This window comes from Pseudomonas syringae (assembly GCF_001698815.1).
Classification (GTDB): domain Bacteria; phylum Pseudomonadota; class Gammaproteobacteria; order Pseudomonadales; family Pseudomonadaceae; genus Aquipseudomonas; species Aquipseudomonas syringae_A.
This window is the reverse complement of the sequence record NZ_LGSI01000005.1, coordinates 33,533-56,681: the sequence shown is the minus strand read 5'-3', so window position 1 is coordinate 56,681 and position 23,149 is coordinate 33,533. Positions and strand designations below refer to the sequence as shown.

Here is a 23,149-nt window from a genome sequence, read left to right as displayed (position 1 = left end):
TTCAGGCGTACTGCTCCTGTTCTTGCGAGGTTTGCCATGGCTGACTACAAAGCTCCGCTGCGCGATATGCGTTTCGTCCTCAACGAAGTCTTCGACGTTTCCCGCCTCTGGGCGCAGCTCCCGGCCTTGGCCGAAACTGTCGATGCTGAAACCGTCGAAGCGATCCTCGAAGAAGCTGGCAAAGTCATCAGCAAGAGCATTGCGCCACTGAGCCGCAATGGCGATGAAGAAGGCTGCCACTGGAAGGACACCGTGGTCACCACGCCAGCCGGATTCGTGCAGGCCTATCAAACCTATGCCGAAGGCGGTTGGGTCGGCGTTGGCGGCAACCCGGAATTCGGCGGCATGGGCATGCCCAAGGCGGTCTCGGCCCAGGTCGAGGAAATGCTCAACTCCGCGACCCTGGCGTTCGGCCTGTATCCGATGCTGACCTCCGGTGCCTGCGTGTCGATCAACGCCCACGCCACTGAAGAGCTGAAGGCTACGTATCTGCCCAACATGTACGCGGGCATCTGGTGTGGTTCGATGTGCCTTACCGAGGCCCACGCCGGCACCGATCTGGGGATTATCCGCACCAAGGCCGAACCGCAAGGCGATGGTTCCTACAAAGTGACCGGCAGCAAAATATTTATTACCGGCGGCGAACACGACCTCACCGAAAACATCATTCATCTGGTGCTGGCCAAACTTCCGGACGCACCGGCTGGCCCGAAAGGCATCTCGCTGTTCCTGGTGCCCAAGTACATGGTCAACGCCGACGGCAGCCTCGGCGCGCGCAACACCGTTGCCTGCGGTTCCATTGAACACAAGATGGGCATTCAGGCATCCGCCACCTGCGTGATGAACTTCGATGACGCGGTTGGCTACCTGATCGGCGAGCCGAACAAAGGCCTGGCGGCGATGTTCACCATGATGAACTACGAGCGTCTCGGCGTTGGTATTCAAGGGTTGGCGTCCGGCGAGCGCTCTTATCAGAACGCTGTCGACTACGCCCGTGATCGCCTGCAAAGCCGTTCACCCACCGGCGCGCAGCAAAAGGACAAGATCGCCGACCCGATCATCGTCCACCCGGATGTGCGTCGCATGTTGTTGACCATGAAAGCCAGTAACGAAGGCGGCCGGGCTTTTTCGACCTATGTTGCGAACCAGTTGGACATCGCCAAGTTCAGCGAAGACGACGCTGCCCGCCAGCGCGCTGACGATCTGGTCGCCCTGCTGACACCGGTGGCCAAGGCCTTCCTGACTGATCTGGGTCTGGAAACCACGATCCACGGCCAGCAGGTTTTCGGCGGCCACGGCTATATTCGCGAATGGGGCCAGGAGCAACTGGTGCGCGACGTGCGCATCACGCAAATCTACGAAGGCACCAACGGTATTCAGGCCCTGGACCTGATGGGTCGCAAGGTCGTCGCCAACGGCGGCGCGTATTACCAACTGTTCGCCGATGAAATCCGCCAGTTCATTGCCGGCTCCGACGCTTCCCAGAGCGAGTTCACCCAGCCATTGAGCGCCGCCCTGGATACGCTGGACGAACTGACGCATTGGGTCGTGGATCGCGCGCGTACCAACGCCAACGAAATCGGCGCGGCGTCGGTGGAATACCTGCATGTATTTGGTTACACCGCCTATGCCTACATGTGGGCGATGATGGCCAAGGCCGCGTCGGGCAAAGAGGTTCAGGACGACTTCTACGCCAGCAAACTGGGTACCGCACGCTTCTATTTTGCCCGTCTGCTGCCGCGTATTCATTCGTTGAGCGCGTCGGTAAAAGCAGGCAGCGAATCGCTGTTCCTTTTGGAGGCGTCGCAATTCTGACGCAGCCTACAGCGTGTAAGCATTTGCTTACATGTCCTGGTGCTGATTGGCCATATCGCCCAACTGGATCCAAAGTTAATCTAAATCCATGGACGTAGCGCAGGAAGCGCACCAAGACATAACAGGGACACGTAGGGATGCCTGCCAGGATGGCGGGAAGAAATGGATGTCAGGGAAACAGTCTGTAAAGCCCCGCTTCGGCGGGGTTTTCTTTTTCAGGTCATTTGAAAACTACTACGTTCTTCAAACAACCTGAATGTCCGCAATTCAGTGCTCGCCGGGCGTCTCGCCACGATTGGTCTGCAACGCCTCTGCCAATACCCTCTGCAACAACTCCAGCGTGGCCTGTTGCCGCTGTGCATCGCGATACACCAGCCCGACTTTGAGCGGCACGCGTGGTTCGCTCAGGGGTTTCCACAGCAGCTCGGTGTTTTCCTGAAGGTGCTGCGCTCTGCCCGGTAATACCGTCACCAGTCTGGTATGCGCCAGGCTGTCGAGAATCCCCGTCATATTGTTCAACTCGGCCTGCACATGTGCCCGTCGCCCGAGGTTGGCCAGTTGTGTCTGCCAGATCTGTCGCACCTGAAACTCTTCGCCGAGCAGCAACATCGGCAGCTCTGCGGCCTGGGCCAGTGAGACTTTCTTGAATTCGCGCAGTGGATGATCGGCCGGGATCACCAGTTTCAATTCATCCTCATACAGCGGCAGGCCATGCAATCCCGGTTGGCGCGGCGGCAAGTAGCTGATGCCAATGTCCAGCGAGCCATTGAGCAGCCGTCGTTCGACTTCCATCCCGCTCAGCTCATAGATTTGCACCACCAGATGCGGCTGGGCCGTTCGCACGCGTTCGAGCATTTGCGGAACAAGGCCGGAATGCACGGTTTGCAGCACACCAATCGCCAAGGTGCGCAACGACTGCCCCTTGAAATTGCGCAAGGCTTCGCGGGCCTGCTGCAGACCATCGAGCAGTGGCACGGCGTGGTTGTACAGCGTATGCGCCGCGAGAGTGGGCAACAGGCGTTTGCTGCTGCGCTCGAACAGGCTGACGTCCAGGCTATCTTCCAGATGGCGAATTTGTTGCGACAGCGCAGGCTGCGACAGGGAAAGTCGTTCTGCGGCGCGCCCCACGTGGCCCTCTTCGTAGACCGCGACGAAATAGCGCAGTTGGCGAAAATCCATAAGTAAACCTTATTGAAAAAGCTGGAAAATCGAAATGGCTGGAAAACCGGAAACGGCATAGTCTAGCGCGTATTCAAAGGGCCACAGAGCCGGAAGTCGCGATGAGCAGCGTAAGAAACGATATCGCTTACATAGGAAAAGCGAAAAACCAAGAACCTGGTGAAAACCAAGGACTTCATCCATGAATCTGTTCAGGCTACTGCGCAACAATGTCGATGCGCAGGAACTGCCCTGCATTCAATCCGTGCACGTTACCGAACCTGAGGAGCGCAAAGTGTCGCGACCCGACCACTGCGATCCGGTATTCGTACGCGGTCAAGGATCATGGATGTGGGATGCGCAAGGTCGCGTGTATCTGGATTTCATGCAGGCTGGCGCGGCCAACAGCCTTGGCCACAGCCCGGCGGTCCTGCTCCAGGCGCTCAATGCTCAGGCGCAAACATTGATCAGCCCCGGCCCCGGCCATTCGCATCGCAGCGGGCTGGAGTTGGCGCGGCGCTTGTGTCTGAGCACTCGCAGCGATCAGGCCTGGTTCTTCAGCAGCGCCAGTCAGGCCTGCGAAGGTGCTATCGAGCTGGCCCGCAAGTGGGGCGAGGTGCATCGCGGTGGCGCTGGCGGAGTCATCACGGCCAGCCTCGGGATGCACGCGACCGCCGTTGCCAATCAGGTGCCGTTCAACGACCTGGGCGCATTGCATGCGGCGGTCGACGCCCAGACGGTCGCGATCATGCTGGAACCGATCCAGAGTCAGGCCGGCGTGATTGCGGCAACTCATGAATACCTGCAGGGCGTGGAGAAGTTGTGCCGGGAACTCGGGATCCTGTTGATTCTCGACGAAACCCAAACCGGTATTGGCCGTTGTGGCAGCTTGCTGTGCGAAGTCACCTATGGCGTGCGCGCCGATATCGTCGTCCTCGGCGAAGGCCTGGGCGGTGGTGTGCCGTTGGCGGCGCTGCTGGCTCGGGGCACGGCATGTTGCATTGAGGCCCCAGAGTTTCCCGGCGCTGCTGACGGCAATGCATTGATGATCGCCGCTGGCCTGACCGTGCTGCACAGCGTTCAGGAGCCGCAGTTTCTGCGCCAGGTTCGCGATTGCGGCGAGCACATGCGCGAGGGGCTGACGCGCCTTGCCCAGCGCTTTCGACTCGGCGAAGTGCGCGGCCAAGGCCTGCTCTGGGGCTTGAGTCTGGAGCAGGACCGGGCGGCGCAAGTGGTGGCGGCTGCGCAGTCCGAGGGCTTGTTGATCGATGCGCCGCAGCCGGATTGCCTGAGGTTTTCCCCGGCGCTGACCGTTAGCCAGGCCAATGTCGACGAGATGCTGCAACGGCTGGCCCGAGCATTGAGTCGAGTCAAAACCGCCCAATTGAAGGCCAGTCGAGGCTTGCTGGCCTGAGTCCCTAATTTCCGAACCGTCTCGCGTTATATGCGCGTCGCCCTGTGCCGGATCCGTTTGGCACGGGGCTTTTTTACATGCAGTAATGGCTCGTAGCCAGAGGTTAGGGAACCTCCGCCGTTTGTCGCAGGTCGATTAGCTGTGTGGCTTATGAGAGCCGCTTTAATCTGGAGCTACACCATGGACATCATTCGTATTATTTTCGCCATCCTGCTGCCACCTGTCGGTGTGTTCATGCAAGTCGGTTTCGCTGGCGCCTTCTGGCTGAACATCCTGCTGACCCTGCTGGGTTACTTCCCGGGCATCATTCACGCGGTCTACATCATCGCCAGCCGTAAGTAACACCGCCTGTCTTTCGTGGGACCGGATTCATCCGGGAAGGCACCAGTTCAGTTACCTCATCATGGCCTGACACACCGCCTTCGCGAACAAGTTCGCTCCCACAGAATCTTGCAGCGCTACGTACGTTCGAGGCACCGCTGACTCTCGTTGGAGCGAGGCTTGCCCGCGAAGGCGTTATCCCAGGCGATAAAGATGTCGACTGGAAGCACGATTCGCGGGCAAGCCTCGCTCCAACGGGTCGCCTTTGCGCTGGCCTCTCTGGTTGACCCTCGCCTAATCTCTCCTTATCCTCGCCAGCATCACGGCACATCCGTGATCGGGTTTGACGGCCTGGATTTTGAGAGTTTCCAACGCAGCCTCTTTCGTTTCGTTCGTGCACATGTCTGCGCGAGACGGACGTCTATGGCGGCTGTGTGTGGGGCACTTTCGGGTGCGCCGGGTTTCTCTCACCGGTCCGTCAACCTGCACACAGTTGCCACCCAATCGTTTGACGGTGATTGGTGGTGGCATGATCTTTGAGAGAGTCTGTAAATGAATAAACGTTTATCACCTGTCAGCTGCAATTCCGGACATTTTCTCGTCCAACCCAACATCACCCTGCAACACGCCCTCGAACAAGCCGTGTATCTGCTCGCCAGCGCTTCGACCTTGTCTGCCGAAACGTCGGATGCCGATCTGCAAACCTGCCGTTCTATGAATGGCGCGATTCAGCATCTGATCGACATGAGCCGGCATTTGATCGAGGCGTCGGTGGTGTTGACGGATTCGCCTAATCCCGCGCGATCGCTGTAGGAGCCAACTTGTTGGCGAGGCGTCGTTCCGGTTTCACTCGATTTCACGCCACGCGAACAAGTTCGCTCCTACCGATACTCTGCAGCGCCGCTGACTCCCGTTGGAGCGAGGCTTGCCCGCGAAGGCGTTATCCCAGGCGATAAAGATGCCGACTGGAAGTACGATTCGCGGGCAAGCCTCGCTCCAACGGGTTGCCTTTCAATTCGGCATTTGATCGATATGAGCCGGCAATCAACCCTGCCCGTCGATCACCCGCCGATAAAACGCCCATTCCTTTTCCAGCGCGTCCGCCTGGTTGGCTGCCTGGCGGAAGCCGTGGCGTTCGTTCGGGTAGAAGTGGGCTTCGGCCGGGATACCGTTGTCCTGCAGGGCTTTGAGCATCGCGCGGGTTTGTTCCGGGACGACCACGGCGTCGAGTTCGCCCTGGAAGAAAATCACCGGCACATGAATCTGCTCGGCATGCAGCAGTGGCGTTCTGGCGCGATAGCGTTCAATGTCTGTTTGCGGATCGCCAATCAGCCAGTCCAGGTAATCGCTTTCGAACTTATGCGTCGCCTTGCCCAGCGCCACAGGATCGCTGACGCCATAAAGGCTCGCGCCGGCGCGGAATACGTCGCGGAAAGCCAGCGCGCACAGCGTCGTATAGCCGCCCGCGCTGCCGCCGCGAATGAAGGCTTGCTCCGGATTGATCAACCCGCATTCGGCCAGATGCGCCACCACTGCGCAGGCATCCTCAACGTCCACCACGCCCCAGTTCAGGTGCAGGCTTTGCCGATAGGCGCGGCCATAACCGGTGCTGCCGCGATAGTTCAGGTCGGCCACGGCAAAGCCGCGCTGGCTCCAATACTGAATGCGCGGATCAAGTACCGGGTAGCAGGCGGAAGTCGGGCCGCCGTGAATGAACACCACCAAAGGCGGTTTTGGCCCGCCGTTCATGGCCGGATAGAAATAGCCGTGCGCTTCGGCGTCGCCGCTGGGGTAACGCAAGGATTGCGGGCGACTGATGCGTTCAGCGGGCAGCAGCGCCATGCCACCCGCGAGTACCTGAACACTGTGATCGTCACGGCTGATCGCCAGCACTGCGGACGGGCTGACGGCCGAAGCGGCGATGCAATACAGGAATTGATCGTCGACAGCCAGGCAGCGAAAACGGCTGTAAGCGCCGCTGAAATCTTCCAGTGAACCGTCAGCCGCGCGCAGTCCCAGCACGCCGAAACCGTCTTCGGACCAGCTGGCCAGATAACCGCCATTGCCCAGCGGCAGCCAGGTGCAGCCGCCCAATTGCCAAGGCGCGGGAGAATGATCGGCGTCGGCGGCCGGCAAAGGTTCGAGGCCTTCGGCGGTTTCCACCCATGGCTGCCAGAAACCGCCGCGATCCGTCAGGCAATGCAACCGACCTTGTAGGTCGAAGCGCGGTTGTTGCAGGGATTCTTCCGGGCCAAGACCATCGCCAGCGATACGACGCGCCGCCGTCCAGCCTTCAGTCAGGCGCTCAGCACACATCAGCGAGGTGGACGTCCACGGCTGATGCGGGCGCTGCCATTCGATCCAGGCCAGTCGTTGCCCATCGGGACTCAAGGTTGGCGCGGCGTAGAAGTCAGCGCCCTCGGCCAGCACCTGACGCTTACCGTCGGCAATGTCGAGGGCGACCAGCCGATGCGTGGCGTAATCTTCTTCGACTGCCAGAATCTGCCCGCCGGCAAAGCGGACGTCGCCGTAGCGCTTGTCGTCGAAGGTCAGTTGTTGCGGGGCATCACCGGTCAAAAGCTGGCGATACAGTTGCTGGTCGCTTTCGTTGACGAAGACCAGCGCGTCATCTGCGAGGCAGAAGGATCCGCCGCCATATTCGTAAACCCGGCTGCGCAAGCTGAAGCCGTCAGGCGTCAGGCAACTGGTGTGTCCTTCGAACCAGCGCCAGATGCGACTGGCGGCGTCTTGCGGTCGATATTCACTCCAGAACAAGCCCGCCGCGCTGACCTCCAGCTCGGCGAAGTCGATCCCTGCGGCAACCGCGTCGGCGGCACTGAGGGCGTCAGGATTTGGCGATAAGGCGAGAGTTTCGGTCATTGCGGAAGGCCAACTGCTCAATGGTCTTCGTAGCATACTCGGCTTCTTCCCGAGCTTTGAGAATCATTCCGTGGTTCGGTGATTTGCTGCACACCGGATCGGTATTGGCCGCATCACCGGTCAGCATGAAAGCCTGACAACGACAGCCGCCGAAGTCCTTTTCCTTCTCATCGCACGAGCGGCACGGCTCGGGCATCCAGTCGTAACCGCGAAACACATTGAAGCCGAAGGACTCGTACCAGATGTGCTGCATGCTGTGGTCGCGCACATTGGGGAATTTCACCGGCATTTGCCGCGCGCCGTGGCAGGGCAGGGCTGTGCCGTCCGGCGTGACGGTGAGGAAGATGCTGCCCCAGCCGTTCATGCAGGCTTTGGGGCGTTCTTCGTAGTAATCCGGCGTGACGAAGATCAGCTTGCACGGGTGATTTTCCGCTGCCAGCTTGTCGCGGTATTCATTGGTGACGCGTTCGGCGCGCACCAGCTGGTCTTTGGTCGGCAGCAAACCTTCACGGTTCAAATGCGCCCAGCCGTAGAACTGACAAGTCGCCAGCTCGACGAAATCCGCTTCCAGGGCAATGCACAGCTCGATGATCTGGTCGATCTTGTCGATATTGTGCCGATGGGTGACGAAGTTGAGGACCATCGGATAGCCATGCTTTTTCACCGCACGGGCCATTTCCAGCTTCTGCGCGAAGGCCTTTTTCGAGCCGGCGAGCATGTTGTTCACTTGCTCGTCGCTGGCCTGAAAACTGATCTGGATGTGATCGAGCCCGGCTTTCTTGAAGTCGATGATTTTCTGTTCAGTCAGGCCGATGCCGGAAGTGATCAGGTTGGTGTAGTAACCCAACCGGCGCGCTTCGGCGATCAGCTCGGCCAGGTCCTGGCGCACCAGCGGTTCGCCGCCGGAAAAGCCGATCTGCGCCGCGCCCATTTGCCGCGCTTCGGCCATCACCTTGAACCACTGTTCGGTGGTCAACTCCTGGCCTTGTTTGGCAAAGTCCAGCGGGTTGGAGCAATACGGGCATTGCAGCGGGCAGCGATAGGTCAGCTCGGCCAGCAGCCACAGCGGCAGGCCGATTTCGGGTTTGGGCGGCATTGCCAGAGTCGAAGCGCTAAGCGTCGAATCAGGCAAGTTCGATCCAGTGTTCGCCACGGGCGACCTCCATGAATTGCTCGACATCGGTGCCGAGCTCGGGAAAGCCTGGGAACTGCTGGTCCAGCGCATCAATGATCGCTGAAACACTGCGTTCGCCATCGATCAGGCCACCGATGGCGCTGGCACTTTCATTGAGCTTGATCATGCCTTCCGGGTAAAGCAGCACATGGCCATTTTGCGCGGGCTCGAACTGGAAACGATAGCCCTGGCGCCAGCGCGGGACTTGTTGTCGATCAAAACTCATAGGGCGATTCCCTTATGCCAGACTCGTTGGTCGGTCACGCTGTGATAGGGCGGGCGGTTCAGCTCGTAGGCCATGCTCATGGCGTCCAGCATGCTCCACAAAATGTCGAGTTTGAACTGGAGGATTTCCAGCATGCGCTGCTGGCCTTCGTAGGTCGTGTAATGCTTGAGCGTGATCGCCAGACCGTGCTCCACATCGCGCCGAGCCTGGCCCAGGCGGGTGCGGAAATATTCGTAACCGGTCGGGTCGATCCACGGGTAATGCTGCGGCCAGCTGTCCAGGCGCGACTGGTGGATCTGCGGCGCGAACAGCTCGGTCAGCGAACTGCTCGCCGCTTCCTGCCAGTTGGCGCGGCGGGCGAAGTTCACGTAAGCGTCCACGGCGAAACGCACGCCGGGCAGCACCAGTTCCTGAGAGCGCAGCTGGTCCGGGTCCAGGCCAACAGCCTGTCCCAGACGCAGCCAGGCTTCGATGCCGCCGTCTTCACCGGGCGCGCCGTCATGATCGAGCAGGCGCTGAATCCACTCGCGACGAATCTCGCGGTCTGGGCAATTGGCCAGGATCGCAGCGTCCTTGAGCGGGATGTTCACCTGATAGTAGAAGCGGTTGGCGACCCAGCCCTGAATCTGCTCGCGGGTCGCCCGGCCTTCGTACATCGCCACGTGGAACGGATGATAAATGTGGTAATACGCGCCCTTGGCGCGCAGAGCCTGCTCGAATTCAGCGGGGGACAGCGGCGTTGCTTCGCTCATTTGGGCTCCTGTTAATCGTCAGAATGGAATGAACGTTCCGTAGGAGCGGCTTTAGCCGCGAAGAGGCCGGTACATTCCCTGAATTTCTTTTAGTCCGGGAAGTAGCCCTCCCGGCTAAAGCCAGTCCTACAACATCTCGCTAGAGCTCGATACTCATCCCATCGAAGGCCACTTCGACATTGCATCGCGCCAGTTCGGCGCGTTCGGCGGAATCTTCGTCGAGGATCGGGTTGGTGTTGTTGATGTGGATAAGCACCTTGCGCTGCTTTGGCAGGCGTTCCAGCACTTCGAGCATGCCGCCGGGGCCGTTTTGCGCCAGATGGCCCATTTCCGTGCCGGTCCGGGTGCCCACGCCACGGCGCTGCATTTCGTCGTCGTCCCACATCGTGCCGTCCACCAGCAGGCAATCGGCGCCGCTCATTTTTTCCATCAGCGCGTCATCGACCTTGCCCAGGCCCGGTGCGTAGAACAGCTTGCCGCCGGTCTTCAGGTCTTCGACCAGCAAACCGATGTTGTCGCCCGGATGTGGGTCGAAGCGGTGCGGCGAATACGGCGGCGCGGCGCTGCGCAGCGGGAAGGGCGTGAAGCGCAGATTCGGGCAGGCCGGAATCACAAAACTGCCTTGCAGCTCGATACGGTTCCAGTCCAGGCCGCCGTTCCAGTGTTTGAGCATGGTGAACAGCGGAAAACCGGTGCTCAAATCTTCATGAACCATGTCGGTACACCAGACTTGATGCGGGCAACCTTCACGCAGGCTCAACAGGCCGGTGGTGTGGTCGATCTGGCTGTCCATCAGGATGATCGCGCTGATCCCGGTATCGCGCAGGGCGCGCCCCGGCTGCATGGGCGCGAACCCGGCGAGTTGCGCGCGGATGTCCGGCGAAGCGTTGCACAGCACCCAATTGACGCCGTCGTCGGACAGCGCGATGGACGATTGCGTGCGCGCTACAGCCCGCAGGCTGCCGTCACGAAAGCCCGCGCAGTTGGCGCAGTTGCAGTTCCATTGTGGGAATCCGCCACCTGCGGCGGAACCTAGAATCTGGATGTACATGTCAGCTCCATGCCGCGAGGTCGTGAAACGCAAAAATAAAAAAGGTCATGCCAATAAAAAAAGCCCCGGCGAACCGAGGCTTTGCACCGCGTCGTAATCAACGGCTTGCGAAGTACATGGTGACTTCGAAACCGATACGCAGATCAGTGTAAGCAGGTTTAGTCCACATAGAAGACTCCTTTTGGGTGATTGCAGCGGTGGGTAGGTACATCTTTAGTACACCCCGGAGGGCATATCGTTCGATGCTTAGGGAGCTATGTTACTTAATTTAACAATTCCTGGCTGTCATCATCCTGAACAAAACTTTTGCATTCCCGGTAATGATCAATATGTCCGGGAGGAGGAGTTGCTCAGGATCAGCCAGCCAGCGCTGGCTTTTTCCAGCTGATCCGCAGCCTTGAGCAGCGCGGTTTTTTGCTGATCCATGACCGCTGTGAACAGGCGATTCGGGTAATCCGCGCCGTGTCCGGCAAGATGCGCCTGCCAGAGCATTTCGGCTTCGCTGGCGCTCTCCATGCCGGCGCTGTCCAGCTGCGCCGCCAAGGTCTGTTGTTGCTGGGGAAGATCGGCGCTGCCGATCAACTCAGGGATTTGCGCAATGAAATCGGAGATGTGCTGGACCAATTCCTGCACCGAAGCGCTGGGCGATTGCACGCCGAACAGCAGTCCGCCTTGCCCGTCGATCTGTCGGAAACCGCTGAATACCGCGTAGCCCAGTTGCAGCTCGACTCGTAGATGCTGATAAAACGGACCCGAGGCCAAATGTGCCAGCATGCGCCACGCGGCTTCATCGGCAACGCTCAGGCTGGAAGCCGGGCAAAACAGTAATACAGCGCTCTCGGATGAATCCGACGCTTCTGATCGCCAATGCTTGCCGGGTTGCAGGGCGATTGCCTGCCGCGAGCTTTGATCCTTCCTGCCGGGCGTCAGCCCAAGCGCTGCGTTTGTCGCCAGCTCGGTTTGCTCCGACAGGCCGGTCGCAAAGCTTATCCAGCGGGTCGCCGCCCATAACACCTGAACATCCTGAATGATTTCCCCTGACGCGCTGCTCAAATAATGATCAGGCAGGGATTTGAGCAATTGCCGGATCGGGATCAGCGCCGGTTCCTGACTGAGATGCCCGTGCCGCGCCAGGGCTGCATCGTCTGGATGGCTCAAAAGCCGTAACGCCTGTTCGAGAATCATCGGCAGCGGCGCATTCAGCCCGACCAGCTTGAGTTGCCAATTATTACCGTACGCCAAGAAGGCCAGATTCACCCCCGCTTGTTTTGCATCTTCAGCAAGGGCGTGAAGCCTTTGCTCAAGCATTTGCCACAATGCCGGTTGGGGCGCAGGTAAGGTCCAGCGCAGGTAAATCGCGCCCTCAGCACCGCTATTGTCGCTTTGGGATGTCAGAAAAGGATTTGGCTCAGGTAGTTGCCAGTCGACTGTCTCGACGGCGAATTCCGAATGGGCGGTAAGTTGTCCCAATAGTGCAACCAGCGCTTCTCCGCCGCGTTCCGACAGGCCTTGCGGCGCTTTTCGGGCAAAGTGATGGGCCAGATCCAGAGCGCCGCAGGTGTCCAGACGACGTTGCTGAAGACGGTTGTAGTCGTCGCGAGCCTTGGGCCAGCAGGCTTTGAAAAACGTGAACCAGTCCAAAATCAACGCGATAGCTGGATGCGACCCCTCTGTGGGAACGAGCTTGCTCGCGATAGCACTGTCATGCCCGAGCACCATCTCGACCTTTATCAACAATTGCCCGGCAAACTGATAAAGCACCTCCGCCTTCAACGTTTCTGCCAGCCCCCGCGTGCGCAACTGCGCAGCCAATCCATCCGGATGCCCTGAGTTCAGGTGATGACAAAGAAACGCCGCTGCTTCGTCGGCAGCATCAGGGAGATTTTCCCAGGCAAAAAGCAGATTGCTCCGACCCGTTTTGTCGACTGACTGCACGAAAGTTGCGCGATCCATCAACCTGGGCGGTTCGATCTGCCGGACCGCGTCGCCCGAGACGAAGTACTCGCCATGGATCGAGGCCAGCGTTTTCAGCTCTTCCAGAGATTGCGGGCCGGTCAGGCATAAGGTCATTTGTCCGGCTTGGTAAAAACGTTGGTAAAAATCCCGCAACGCCTGCTGAAACGCCTGACGAGGTACGGGCAAGCTGAAGCGATTTCCTGCATGAAAGGCTTTCAGTGGATGAGTTGCACAGATTGGGTCCAGCAGCCGGATCTGCTCGCGCGCCTTGGCGTCTCGCGACCAGGCGATGAATTCGGCATGCAGCACTTCCCGTTCCCGCAGCTGATCTTCCACTGTCATACGCGGGTGGGCGAGCATTTCGCACAGACGATCCAGCCCTTCGCCGAACGCGGGCAATGGCAGCTCGAAGAAGAAGTCAGTGGTGCGCTCGCGGGTGCTGGCGTTGAGCTGCCCGCCGTTGCGCTGCACGAAGGTCATCAGCTTCTGGTCGTCGGGGTAACGCTCGGTGCCGAGGAAGAACAGATGCTCAAGAAAATGCGCCAGCCCCGGCCATGCGGTCGGCACGTCATGGCTGCCGGCCGCGACCCGCAACGACGCGGCCGCGCGTTTGAGCCTTGGCGCATGACACACCACCACGCGCAGGCCGTTGGCGAGCGTGAGGTGTTCAACGGCAGGCAGGCGAGAGGCGGGCATGGGATTTCCGATGGGGATCAGCGGGTCATGCTAGCGGAAATGGGCATAAACGAGTGCGGATTCTGTGGCGCAACCGTCTTGAACCTCAACACAGCCGGTAGGAGGGGACTTGTCCCCGAAGAGGCCAGCGCAAGCGCTGAAAATATTCCTCGGCAGACCCGACGCTTTCCCGGACAAGTCCGGTCCTACCGAGCCATACACGACACGGAATTACGATCTGATTGGATCACCCCTGACCCAATCCCGCATACAACCCCGGCCGTCGATCATTGAAATAGGTATTGATCGCCCTGGAGTCGGCCATCAATTGCCGATCCAGCTTGCCGCTGATGAGTTCTTCAACCCGCCCCGCGCCTGCCAGGCGGCGGGTGTTCTCGGGAAATTCGACGTCGTAGCAGATCAGCAATCCGAGCCGCCAACCGTTGAGTTCCACCACCGGGAATCGATCTTCTCCGACAGTAAACATCGACTTATCCAGCTCGCCATACAGATGCGTCTTACGGTAATTGCACAGGCTTTTACCGTGGGCATCGATCAGCTGCACCGAGTTGTAGATCTGGTCGCTGGCGTTGCGCTCGGGATATCCGTAAAGGATGGCGATGTGGTTAGCCTGGGCGATGGCCGCGACTTGCGCGGCCGCGAAGCCATCGCAAGGCTGCGCGAGCGCGCCGGCCGCTTGGGCGCCGATGTTGTAGCCGGTGAGGAACATTTCCGGGCAGACCAGCAAATCGGCGCCCAGACTCGCGGCTTCCCGGGCCTGGAGTTCCAGTCGTTGCAGGTTGCCGTTGATATCCAGCGGCAGCGGCGTGCATTGATAGAGCGCGATGTGCATGGCTTCAGCCTCCTGTTCAATCGGCCAGGGCGATGGGGCCTATTTCGTGAAACACATCGCCAGGGCCGGGATTTGCTGCGTGAGTCTTGCCGCCGAAGTGGGTCATGATGCCCCACACCGCATTCAGCGAGGTCTGTACCGCGCCTTCAACCCAGGCCGGCGTCCAGGAAACGTCGTCGCCGGCGATGAACATGCCGCGCTGTTCGCTGGGCATGTCCTGCTGCATGAAGTGCGCGTACATGCGTTGGTTATAGCGGTAATGCCCCGGCAATGCGCCTTTGAACGCGCCGAGAAAATGCGGATCGGCTTCCCAGGACACGGTAATCGGGTCGCCAATGATCCGCGCTGCGATGTCCACTTTAGGGTAGATCTTCTTCAGCGCATCGAGTGCCAGCTTCACGCGTTTTTCGATGGGCTGCGGCAGCATCTTCAGCGCGTCGCTCATCCACGAATACGACAGGCAGATAACGCCGGGCTTGTCGTCGCCGTTATCGAACAGGTACGTGCCGCGCGTCAGGCGGTCAGTCAGGGTCATGCTCATCAGGTCGCGGCCGGTTTCCGGGTCTTTGTCTTTCCAGAACGGCCGGTCGACCATGACAAAGGTTTTCGACGACTGCATATAGCGCGTGCGATCCAGAGCCATCCACATTTTTTGCGAGAACAGGCTTTCTTCACACTCGATCTGGGTGGTCAACAGCCAGCTCTGGCAGGTCGTGAGCACCGCGGCGTAGCGGCGAGTATCACCCCAGTTGTCGGTGACCTCCAAGCGGCCATCATCGGCGCGGGCAATGCGCTTGACCCCGGTGCGTGGCGCGCCGTGGTGCAGCGTTGCCAGGCTGGTGCCTTGCGGCCAGTGTGCGCAGCGCTCCGGGACGTGCTTCCAGATCCCCAGTGGCACTTGCTCGACGCCGCCGACGATCAGGTGTTGGTGATCGTCGCAGTTGGTCATCACGACGCGGAAGATTTCCAGCATCGAGTTAGGGAAGTCCGAGTCCCAGCCGCCGGTACCGAACCCGACCTGGCCGAACACTTCGCGGTGGTAGAACGACAGCTTGGCGAACGCCTTGGAAGTGGCGACAAAATCGTAGAACGTGCGGTCATCCCACAGCGGCACGAGGGTGTTCCACAGTTGCTTGAGGCGCGGCACGTCGCGGTCGCGAATGGCCTGCTGGATATCCTTGAAGCCCGAACCTTCCTCCAGCGCGTCGGCCCAGGCGTCAGCGACTTCCTGAAACAGCGCGGGCAAGTCCGACAGCTTTTGTGCGTAATACGTGGTGCCTTCCAGATCGATGACGGTGCTGCCGGACGCAGCGGTCAGCGGGTTTGGAAAGGGTTTTGATTCCAGGCCGAGCTTGTCCACATAGTGATAAAACGCCGTGGAGGACACAGGAAAGCGCATGCCGCCCAGCTCGGCGATGATCCCCTCGGTGCCTTCGAACGCCTGGGAGCGCAAGCGGCCGCCCATCTTCGAGGCTTCATATACCACTGGCTTTAGGCCCAGTTTCATCAGTTCATAAGCCGCCACCAATCCGGCAATACCCGCGCCGACAATCGCCACTTCAGCACCGTGATTTTCCACCGGAATGCTGCCCAGCCCGGCTGGATGCTCGATCCAGTCGTCAAAGGCAAAGGGGAAATCCGGACCGAAAATCGTGATCGGTTTTTTACCGTCTGCAGGATGGCGATTGTTGTTCATGACTGACCTTGTTTTGCCGGGACGCGAAAGCAGACAGTCTAGTTAAGTGTAGAGGCGTTAATAAGACGCAAAGTGTCGTCGTATTGCAGTGTTTTTGTGCGATGTGACGAGCTTGGTGGTCATTCATTGTCCGTAGGACCGGCTTTAGCCGGGAGGGCGTTCTCCCGGCTAAAGCCGGTCCTACGATCATGCGTACGCTTTACAGCGGCTGCCCGCGATCAATCTTGCTGCTGAGGATGATCGAGGTGGTGGTTTTCTCGACGCCATCGACGCTGCCGATCAGGTCGAGCAGTTGGTCCAGTTGTTCCGGCGATTCGGTGCGCAGCCAGGCCACGTAGTCGAATTCGCCGCTCACCGCACACAGCTGCTGCACTTGGGCGAGGGTGCTGAGGCGGCGCAAGACTTCCTTGCCGGAGCGCGGTTGCACGGTAATCCCGACATAGGCCTGCAAGCCGCCATCCACCACCCGCTGACTCAAACGCACGCCGTAACCGGTGATGACCTTCGCGCTTTCCAGGCGCGCCAGTCGGGAGGTCACGGTGGTGCGGGCGATGCCCAGTTGCCGGGCAAGCATGGCCACGCTTTCCCTGGCATTGAGCTGCAAGGCGGCGATCAGTTGGCGGTCGATTTCATCCAGGACAGGCGGGCGTACGGTGGACAATTCGTTCTCCTACAAAAGCAGCGGGCGGTTTCGTCAGATCTTCCAGCGCTTGGCCGTCTTGGCCAGTCGCTGTTGCAACCCATCGAGGTTACTAGCCAGTTGCAGCATCAACAGGTGATAGCCGGTCAACTCGGTGGGCACCGGACTGCTCGGCATCGGCAAGGGTGTGTTGCCGTCGGTTTTGCGATCCAGGCGCTCGGTGGCGCCGGTTTGCAGCGCCCGGGCCATGCCGATCAACTGGCGCCGGGTCTGGCGGTATTCGGCATCCAATCGCGCTTTCCACTCTTCGCCAGCCACTTTATCGAGGTCCGCAGGGCGAATGTTGGACAGGATTTCAAGGGTGCTCAGGCACATGCGGAAATGGCCCTGGATGGCGTCCAACTCGACCATGGAAATCCGCACTTCCTTGGACACCGAAGGCATCAATGAGCGCAGTTGCAGCATGGTGGCGTTCAGGCGAGCCATCAACTTGAGATGCTCATCGGCAGTGATTGGCTGGCCCTGATTGATACGCCCGTAAACCTTGGCACAATCGCGCAAACCGCTGGCCAGGTTGTAGCGCCAGGAAAACGTGGCGTACAGCGGCAGCGCGAAGGAAAACGCCAGCGCCAGAACGATGCCGATCAGGATATCCACCGTGCGCCACAGGCCGTCGCTCAGCGGATTGTCGCCATGCCCGGCGACGATGAACAGCGTGATGGCCGACAGCAGCGCGGTATAACCGCCCTTGCCGATGGCGTGATAAGCGAAGAAGCCGCAGGCCAGCGACATCATCAGATACGTCAGCAGCGGCAGTTCGAAATAGTCCTGCTGCCAGACCACCGCCAGCCCCAGTCCCGCACCGATCAACGTGCCGTAAGCCCGCTCCACGGACTTCTTGCCGATATTGCCGTGATGCTGCAAACCGCCGATCACGATCAGCATGGTCACCGATGCCCACTCGCCGTGGGGCAGATTGATCCCGGTGGTCAGCAGAATCGAAACCAGCAGGCCGACGACGATGCGTCCGGCATGGATATAACGCGCATGGCGATAGCGACGATAGGGGTCCAGCAAAGGACGCAAGATGCGGCGAAGCCAAAAGGGTAGCCAGGAGGAGCTGGAAGTTGTCATGCAGTAAAGGACCGCGCAGGGCGGGAATGAATCCCGGACATCAATGAGTGAATTGTCGTCAGTAAGCCATATATGGCGGGCATTGTGGATTGTTGAGGAAAATTCTGACGCATTTTGTATCACATGTGAGGTGTTGTGCATCCTGCAAATTGAGCGTAGTGTGCCTCACATGTGATGTAAGCGAGGACGCCGAAATGGCTCGGAAAACTTCAACCGACTACATGCGTGAAATGCGTGCCCGGCTGACGGGTGCCGGCTATGTGAAAAGAGAGCTATACGTTCTCCCGGAAAACGCAGATGTCCTCAGAACCATAGAAAAAGTGTTACGCCAGCCCTATTTGGGCAACCGGATCAAACTGGAGGAATTCATGACCGAAAATACGAACTGGACGATCGATACGCTTCACGCGGCGCTTGTCGAGCTGGACGCCGTGAAGAGTAACGAAATCGAGCTGAATCTGATTCAGGGCACCGAACCAAGCCTGAGCCTGACCATGCACAACTTTGGCGGGCTGCCCATCGCCATCGCCATTTCCGGCGATCAGGTGCTGGTGGATTCGGTGCTGGTGTACGCCTCGCAAGTCAAGGATGTCGCGACGTTCAACGACACCGTGCTGCGCAGCCGCGACATCTTTCCGTTGTCCTCCATCGGCATCGAAACCATGCCCAATGGCGAAACGGTGTACAGCATGTTCGGCGCACTGAGCGCTGCATCGTCGCTGACCGTGATCGTCCACGAAGTGCTGACGCTGGCGGATAACGTGATTCGCGCCGCTGATGCCTACGAAGATTTTTTAACAGTTGATCCACAGTAATCGGGAGTCAAATCGAATGAGTCTTTGGAAAAAAATGGTTACGGCTCTGCGTGGTGGAGCTTCGGAAGTTGGCGAAGCAATCGTTGACGCTCAGGCATTGCGCATTCTTGATCAGGAAATCCGCGACGCGGACGCCTCCATGCTTGCCGCGCGCAACCAGCTGATTCAGATCAAAGCCAAACACAAGCTGTCCGTGCAGCGTGTTGAAGAGCACAACAAGAACATCGCCAACTGGGAACAGAAAGCAGTTGCGGCGATGAACCAAGGTCAAGACGGTCTTGCTCTGGAATGCGCGGAAAAGGTTTCCGAACTGACCGCCCTGCGCGATCAGGAAAAAGCCGCCGCCGACCAGTTTGGTGTGCAGGTCACCAAGTTGACCACGCAGGTCACCAAGGCTGAAAGCCAGATCAAGGGTCTGCGTCAGCAGGCTGACATGGCCAAGGCTCGCGACAGCGTGCAGAAGGCGCAGATCAACGCCGCTGCCGCCACTGGCGGTGCCAACGGTCGTCTGGAAACTGCAGTCGGTTCCCTGGCGCGCATCAAGCAGCGTCAGGACGAACAGGACGCCAAGCTCGAAGCCGCAGAAGAACTGGACGCTGCTGCCAACGGCGGTGATCTGGAACGTCGTCTGCAGGAAGCCGGCATCGGCGCGAAAACTGGCGGTGCAGCCGATGTACTGGCCCGCCTGAAAGCCCAAAGCCAGACTGACAAACCTGCTCAGTAAGCTGTGACGAGGGGGCATGCGGGTTTCCGTCTGCTCCCTTTTTTTTGCCTGCAGTTTTTGCCTGCATTTCAGTGGAGTACACATGGCGATCGGACAAGGCCTGCGGGTAATCCTGGGTTTGGCGGCAGTGATGATCGCGGTTCAGGTGATCAACACCTTCACGGCCAACAGCCTTGTTTACCACGGCCTGTTTCCACGGACGTTGTCGGGGCTGCAAGGCATCGTGTTCTCGCCGTTTCTGCACGGCTCGGTGCGGCACTTACTCAGCAATTTGCTGCCGTTCGTGGTGCTGAGCTGGCTGGTGGCAACCGAAGGCCTGCAACGGTATATCCGCGTGGTGCTGCTGATTTCACTGCTGGGCGGTCTGATGGTCTGGGTGGTCGGCCGACCGGTATTACACGTCGGCGCCAGCGGTCTGATTTTCGGCCTGTGGACTTACGTGCTCGCCCGCGCCTGGTATCAGCGCAGCCTGATCAGTTTTGGTGTCGCGATCATTGCACTGCTGGGCTACAGCGGATTGATCTTCGGTTTCATTCCGGTCCCCGGCATTTCAGTTGAATCGCACCTTTGCGGGGCATTAGCCGGTATCTTCGTGGCCTGGCTCATGCACTCCAAACGCCTGGTGGGTGCGGACGTATAAAAGGCTCAGGCTGGCGGAAATTTTTATATCGCATCGACGCGACTTGAAGGAAAAGCATTATGAGCTGGATCAAACGAGTTCTGGGTATGGAAGCACCGAAGCCAGCGCCGGGTTCATCGCCTGGCATGTCCCCTGATGTAGCCACGCTCGCGGCAAACCCGTTCGGGCTGGCCTCGGGTCGCATGCTCGATCTGGATGACTCTCTCAAACTCATGCTCGACGGCCATTCTGAGCTGGTCGTGCCAAACGAAGAGGTGGTTTGGTCGGTGGGCCAGGTGGATCTTGGGCAATCCATGCGCATGGTTCGCTTCTACTTCGAGGATGAAGATTACTGGCTACAAGTCGTGATGAACGGTCCTACAGCAGAGGACGTGCTCGACGTCATCCTGTTCGGTTATAACAGCGTCGTGACTATCAGTAGCGAAGCGGAACTCAAGCGTCTGGTCGGCCCGGACTCGAAAATTGGCCTGCCGATCTACGCCCACGAAGGCTATGAATACGAGCGGCAGTGGGGCACGGAAGAAGGGCAGACCGAATTCACGCCGATGAGCGAAGTGGTGACCAGCCCCGAAGAGTCCTACCGGATTCAACACCTGAGCATGTTGTATGCGCGGGACACGGGCCTGGTTGATCGCCGCGAGTTTCTGCTGCTGTCGGTCGAAGAGGATGAGGAGGGCAACATTTCCCTCACCACGTCGATTGGTGTCACTTTGCAATCCACCGACTTCACGGTCATCTAAAAGGAAGTAAAAACCATGCTTGAAGCGCTTCGCATGTCCCTCAACGCACAGTCAGTGCTCAGCTTCGTCGTCTACATCGTCGTCGCTGCGATTCTGTTCGGGTTGTTCCAGTTCGCCTACACCCGACTGACCCCGCACAAGGAATTTGCCCTGATCCGTGAAGGTAACGTCGCGGCGGCCGTTGCCCTGGGCGGTGCGTTGATCGGCTTCGCCCTGCCGGCGAGCAATATCATTTCCTACAGCGTCAGCGTGCTCGACGCTGTGGTCTGGGCGCTGATTGCCGCCGTCGTGCAATTGCTCACCTTCACCATGACCAGTCTTGTCTTGAAAGGCTTGTCGGTTCGAATCGCCAGAGGCGAAATGGCTGCTGCCATCTATGCCGCCAGCGTTGCAATCAGCGTCGGGTTTCTCAACTCGGCCTGCATGACGCCGTCGACCTGATTGCCAGCTATCGAAAGGAGTATTCGATGAGACGTAGTTCTATAAAGCTGGTCCTGGCCAGTACTTTGCCGTTGGCGCTTGCTGCATGCAGCAAGTCCGAGGAAACGGTGGAGGTCAACACCCAGCAGACGTTCCCGACCGTTCAGGCTTGCGTGGAGCAGAAAGTCCCGGTGGATATCTGCTCGGATGCCTACATGAATGCCCTGGCGGACCATCGGCGCATTGCCCCGACGTACGACAGCGCCGCTGCCTGCGACGCGGACTTCGTGCCGGATTACTGCCAGCAGACTTCAGACGGCAAATTCATGCCCAAGCTGGGCGGCTTCGAACTGTCGTTGTCTGGCGAGGTTCCCAAGTCCCAGGTCGCTGCGGCTCAGGCACAGGGCGGCGGTGAAGGTGGCGGCGGCGGAGGCGGTTTCAGTGGCACCAGCCTGCTGACCGGTTTGCTGATCGGCAACATGCTCAGCGGCAATATGGGCGGCGGGCGCTATTACTCGCAGCCGATCTACCAGACCCGCGACTCCCGTGGCGCCTACCAAAGCTCCACGCTCTCGAAGCAGATCGAACAGGGCAAGACGTTCGGTCAGTCGACGCAGGCCCGCTCGAGTTCGACCGGCAGTTATTCGCAAAGCACCCTGGGGCGTAATCTGGGCAAAGGCTCGTCGGTATCGTCGTCCATTTCCCGTGGCGGTTTCGGCAGTCAGGCGAGCGCGCGCAGCGGTTGGGGCGGCAAGAGCAGCAGCGGCTCCAGTTTCGGCGGCTGACAGGAACGTTATCCATGAAAAAAATCAGCATCGAAGAGCGCCCGGACTGGCGTGCGACCGCCGAGCGTGAGGGATTCAATTTCCACACCATCGACGGCGAGCGTTACTGGGATGAGCGCGCGTACTACCAGTTCACGGAAGAGCAGATCACCCGAGACATCGAAGCGCCGACCCAGGAGCTTCATGCGATGTGTCTGGATGTGGTCGAAAAGGTAGTGGAAAGCGAAGAGCTGCTGACCCGGCTCGCGATTCCTCCGGCGTTCTTCGATCTGGTTCGCACTTCCTGGAAGGAAGGCCATCCGCATCTGTATGGCCGTTTCGACTTCAGCTACGACGGCGTCAATCCTGCCAAACTGCTGGAAGGCAACATGGACACGCCGACCTCGGCTTATGAAGCGGGGGCGTTTCAGCTGATCTGGCTGGAAGAACAGATCGCCCGTGGCGTTTTGCCTGCGCGAGCCACGCAGTTCAACTCAATGGCCGAAGATCTGGTGCGCGCTTTCGCAGCGATCAAGGACGGCGGGCCGTTCTATTTCTCGGCCATGTCCGGCTCCATTGAAGATCGTGGCACCACGGATTTCCTGCGCAAGATGGCCGAACATGTCGGCATCGAGACACGTCATATCGACATTGAAGACATTGGCCTCACGCCGGACGGTCGCTTCGTCGATCTTGAAGGCCGCTGGATCGAGCGCATTTTCAAACTGCATGCGTGGGAACATGTATTCCATGAGCCCCACGGCCAGGCCATTCCGGGCTGCGATACGCAATTCATCGAGCCGGCCTGGAAATCCATCATTTCCAACAAAGGCATCCTGCCGCTGCTCTGGGAGTTCAACGAAGGACATCCCAACCTGCTGCCATCCTTTGTCGACCAAGACCCGCGCGCGCCGGTGCCCAAGGGCTGGGTTCGCAAACCGTACTTCTCCCGGGAAGGCGCCAACATCGAAATCCGCACGCCCGGCGATCAGGTGATCTTCGAAGACGGCCCCTACAACGACGCGCCCTACATCCTGCAGCAATTCGCCCCGCTGCCAAAATTTGGCGACAGCTACACGCTGATCGGCTCATGGGTGGTGGGCGACGCCGCATCCGGCATCGGGATTCGCGAAGACGACAGCCTGATCACCAAGGACAGCAGCCGGTTTCTGCCGCATGTGGTGCTTGACTGAGGTTGGGGTTATTTGCAGCGAAGCTGATTTTTAAGTCCCAAATAGGGAACAAAAGGTCCCTTTCTGGGACCTCTTAACGTTGAGACAGTTTTCTTGATGCGAATGTGG

General features: G+C 59.3%; 23 protein-coding genes. 11 read left to right on the top strand and 12 right to left on the bottom strand.

The features are described from left to right. Positions 1-36 precede the first annotated feature (36 nt). On the top strand, positions 37-1,815 hold the full coding sequence (locus AFK24_RS01210) for an acyl-CoA dehydrogenase C-terminal domain-containing protein (protein ID WP_065831505.1): 1,779 nt from the start codon (positions 37-39) through the stop codon (positions 1,813-1,815). Between the two features lie 267 nt (positions 1,816-2,082). Here the strand turns inward: AFK24_RS01210 and AFK24_RS01205 are convergent, their stop codons facing one another. Continuing rightward, the gene (locus tag AFK24_RS01205; RefSeq protein WP_065831504.1) at positions 2,083-2,994 is read right to left on the bottom strand and encodes a LysR family transcriptional regulator; all 912 of its coding nucleotides are present in this window, start codon (positions 2,992-2,994) and stop codon (positions 2,083-2,085) included. 181 nt (positions 2,995-3,175) lie between these two features. Here AFK24_RS01205 and AFK24_RS01200 point away from each other — a divergent pair, with 181 nt between their 5' ends. The 3 genes from AFK24_RS01200 (at position 3,176) to AFK24_RS01190 (ending at position 5,521) form a co-directional block, all read left to right on the top strand. Further along, entirely contained in the window at positions 3,176-4,387 is a 1,212-nt protein-coding gene (locus AFK24_RS01200) for an aminotransferase class III-fold pyridoxal phosphate-dependent enzyme (protein ID WP_065831503.1), read from the top strand. A 180-nt stretch (positions 4,388-4,567) separates the two neighbouring features. Next, positions 4,568-4,729, top strand: coding sequence for a YqaE/Pmp3 family membrane protein (locus AFK24_RS01195; RefSeq protein ID WP_020290879.1), 162 nt, complete (start codon positions 4,568-4,570; stop codon positions 4,727-4,729). Between the two features lie 531 nt (positions 4,730-5,260). Next, the gene (locus AFK24_RS01190; protein WP_065831502.1) at positions 5,261-5,521 is read left to right on the top strand and encodes a DUF3077 domain-containing protein; all 261 of its coding nucleotides are present in this window, start codon (positions 5,261-5,263) and stop codon (positions 5,519-5,521) included. A 231-nt stretch (positions 5,522-5,752) separates the two neighbouring features. On the opposite strand, the gene AFK24_RS01185 is transcribed toward AFK24_RS01190, so the two are convergent. The 11 genes from AFK24_RS01185 to AFK24_RS01140 form a co-directional block, all read right to left on the bottom strand. Continuing rightward, the gene (locus AFK24_RS01185; protein ID WP_065831501.1) at positions 5,753-7,588 is read right to left on the bottom strand and encodes a S9 family peptidase; all 1,836 of its coding nucleotides are present in this window, start codon (positions 7,586-7,588) and stop codon (positions 5,753-5,755) included. Continuing rightward, positions 7,554-8,741 carry a pyrroloquinoline quinone biosynthesis protein PqqE gene (gene pqqE / locus AFK24_RS01180; protein ID WP_170826273.1) on the bottom strand — a complete coding sequence of 396 codons (1,188 nt, stop codon included), beginning with the start codon at positions 8,739-8,741 and terminating at the stop codon, positions 7,554-7,556. Before pqqE ends, AFK24_RS01185 begins: the two co-directional genes overlap by 35 nt. Beyond that, entirely contained in the window at positions 8,713-8,988 is a 276-nt protein-coding gene (gene pqqD / locus AFK24_RS01175) for a pyrroloquinoline quinone biosynthesis peptide chaperone PqqD (protein ID WP_065831500.1), read from the bottom strand. Before pqqD ends, pqqE begins: the two co-directional genes overlap by 29 nt. Continuing rightward, positions 8,985-9,740 (bottom strand): pyrroloquinoline-quinone synthase PqqC, encoded by a 756-nt coding sequence (gene pqqC, locus AFK24_RS01170; RefSeq protein ID WP_020290883.1) that lies wholly within the window; start codon positions 9,738-9,740, stop codon positions 8,985-8,987. Before pqqC ends, pqqD begins: the two co-directional genes overlap by 4 nt. Before the next feature lie 139 nt (positions 9,741-9,879). Next, positions 9,880-10,791, bottom strand: a complete 912-nt coding sequence (pqqB, locus tag AFK24_RS01165; protein ID WP_065831499.1) for a pyrroloquinoline quinone biosynthesis protein PqqB — start codon at positions 10,789-10,791, stop codon at positions 9,880-9,882. Between the two features lie 97 nt (positions 10,792-10,888). After that, a complete protein-coding gene (pqqA, locus tag AFK24_RS29635) occupies positions 10,889-10,960 on the bottom strand; it encodes a pyrroloquinoline quinone precursor peptide PqqA (protein WP_008365141.1) in 72 nt (23 codons plus the stop codon). A 155-nt stretch (positions 10,961-11,115) separates the two neighbouring features. Next, a complete protein-coding gene (pqqF, locus tag AFK24_RS01160) occupies positions 11,116-13,443 on the bottom strand; it encodes a pyrroloquinoline quinone biosynthesis protein PqqF (RefSeq protein ID WP_065831498.1) in 2,328 nt (775 codons plus the stop codon). Between the two features lie 226 nt (positions 13,444-13,669). Beyond that, positions 13,670-14,275, bottom strand: a complete 606-nt coding sequence (locus tag AFK24_RS01155) for a nitrilase-related carbon-nitrogen hydrolase (RefSeq protein ID WP_065831497.1) — start codon at positions 14,273-14,275, stop codon at positions 13,670-13,672. A 16-nt stretch (positions 14,276-14,291) separates the two neighbouring features. Beyond that, a complete protein-coding gene (locus tag AFK24_RS01150; protein WP_065831496.1) occupies positions 14,292-15,971 on the bottom strand; it encodes a flavin monoamine oxidase family protein in 1,680 nt (559 codons plus the stop codon). Positions 15,972-16,170: 199 nt separating this feature from the next. After that, positions 16,171-16,632: an Lrp/AsnC family transcriptional regulator gene (locus AFK24_RS01145; RefSeq protein ID WP_065831495.1), complete on the bottom strand. Its 462-nt coding sequence runs from the start codon at positions 16,630-16,632 to the stop codon at positions 16,171-16,173. Between the two features lie 33 nt (positions 16,633-16,665). Then, positions 16,666-17,745, bottom strand: coding sequence for an FUSC family protein (locus AFK24_RS01140; RefSeq protein ID WP_065831494.1), 1,080 nt, complete (start codon positions 17,743-17,745; stop codon positions 16,666-16,668). A gap of 194 nt (positions 17,746-17,939) precedes the next feature. Here AFK24_RS01140 and AFK24_RS01135 point away from each other — a divergent pair, with 194 nt between their 5' ends. The 7 genes from AFK24_RS01135 to AFK24_RS01105 all read left to right on the top strand — a co-directional run bounded on the left by AFK24_RS01135 (position 17,940) and on the right by AFK24_RS01105 (position 23,041). Beyond that, positions 17,940-18,560: a YjfI family protein gene (locus AFK24_RS01135; RefSeq protein WP_065831493.1), complete on the top strand. Its 621-nt coding sequence runs from the start codon at positions 17,940-17,942 to the stop codon at positions 18,558-18,560. A gap of 16 nt (positions 18,561-18,576) precedes the next feature. After that, entirely contained in the window at positions 18,577-19,284 is a 708-nt protein-coding gene (locus AFK24_RS01130; RefSeq protein ID WP_065831492.1) for a PspA/IM30 family protein, read from the top strand. Between the two features lie 82 nt (positions 19,285-19,366). Then, positions 19,367-19,924: a rhomboid family intramembrane serine protease gene (locus tag AFK24_RS01125; RefSeq protein WP_065831491.1), complete on the top strand. Its 558-nt coding sequence runs from the start codon at positions 19,367-19,369 to the stop codon at positions 19,922-19,924. Positions 19,925-19,983: 59 nt separating this feature from the next. Next, on the top strand, positions 19,984-20,664 hold the full coding sequence (locus tag AFK24_RS01120; RefSeq protein WP_065831490.1) for a DUF2491 family protein: 681 nt from the start codon (positions 19,984-19,986) through the stop codon (positions 20,662-20,664). 15 nt (positions 20,665-20,679) lie between these two features. After that, positions 20,680-21,105 carry a DUF350 domain-containing protein gene (locus AFK24_RS01115; RefSeq protein ID WP_065831489.1) on the top strand — a complete coding sequence of 142 codons (426 nt, stop codon included), beginning with the start codon at positions 20,680-20,682 and terminating at the stop codon, positions 21,103-21,105. A gap of 26 nt (positions 21,106-21,131) precedes the next feature. After that, the gene (locus AFK24_RS01110) at positions 21,132-21,869 is read left to right on the top strand and encodes a DUF1190 domain-containing protein (protein WP_065831488.1); all 738 of its coding nucleotides are present in this window, start codon (positions 21,132-21,134) and stop codon (positions 21,867-21,869) included. A gap of 14 nt (positions 21,870-21,883) precedes the next feature. After that, a complete protein-coding gene (locus tag AFK24_RS01105; RefSeq protein WP_065831487.1) occupies positions 21,884-23,041 on the top strand; it encodes a glutathionylspermidine synthase family protein in 1,158 nt (385 codons plus the stop codon). Positions 23,042-23,149: the final 108 nt, after the last annotated feature.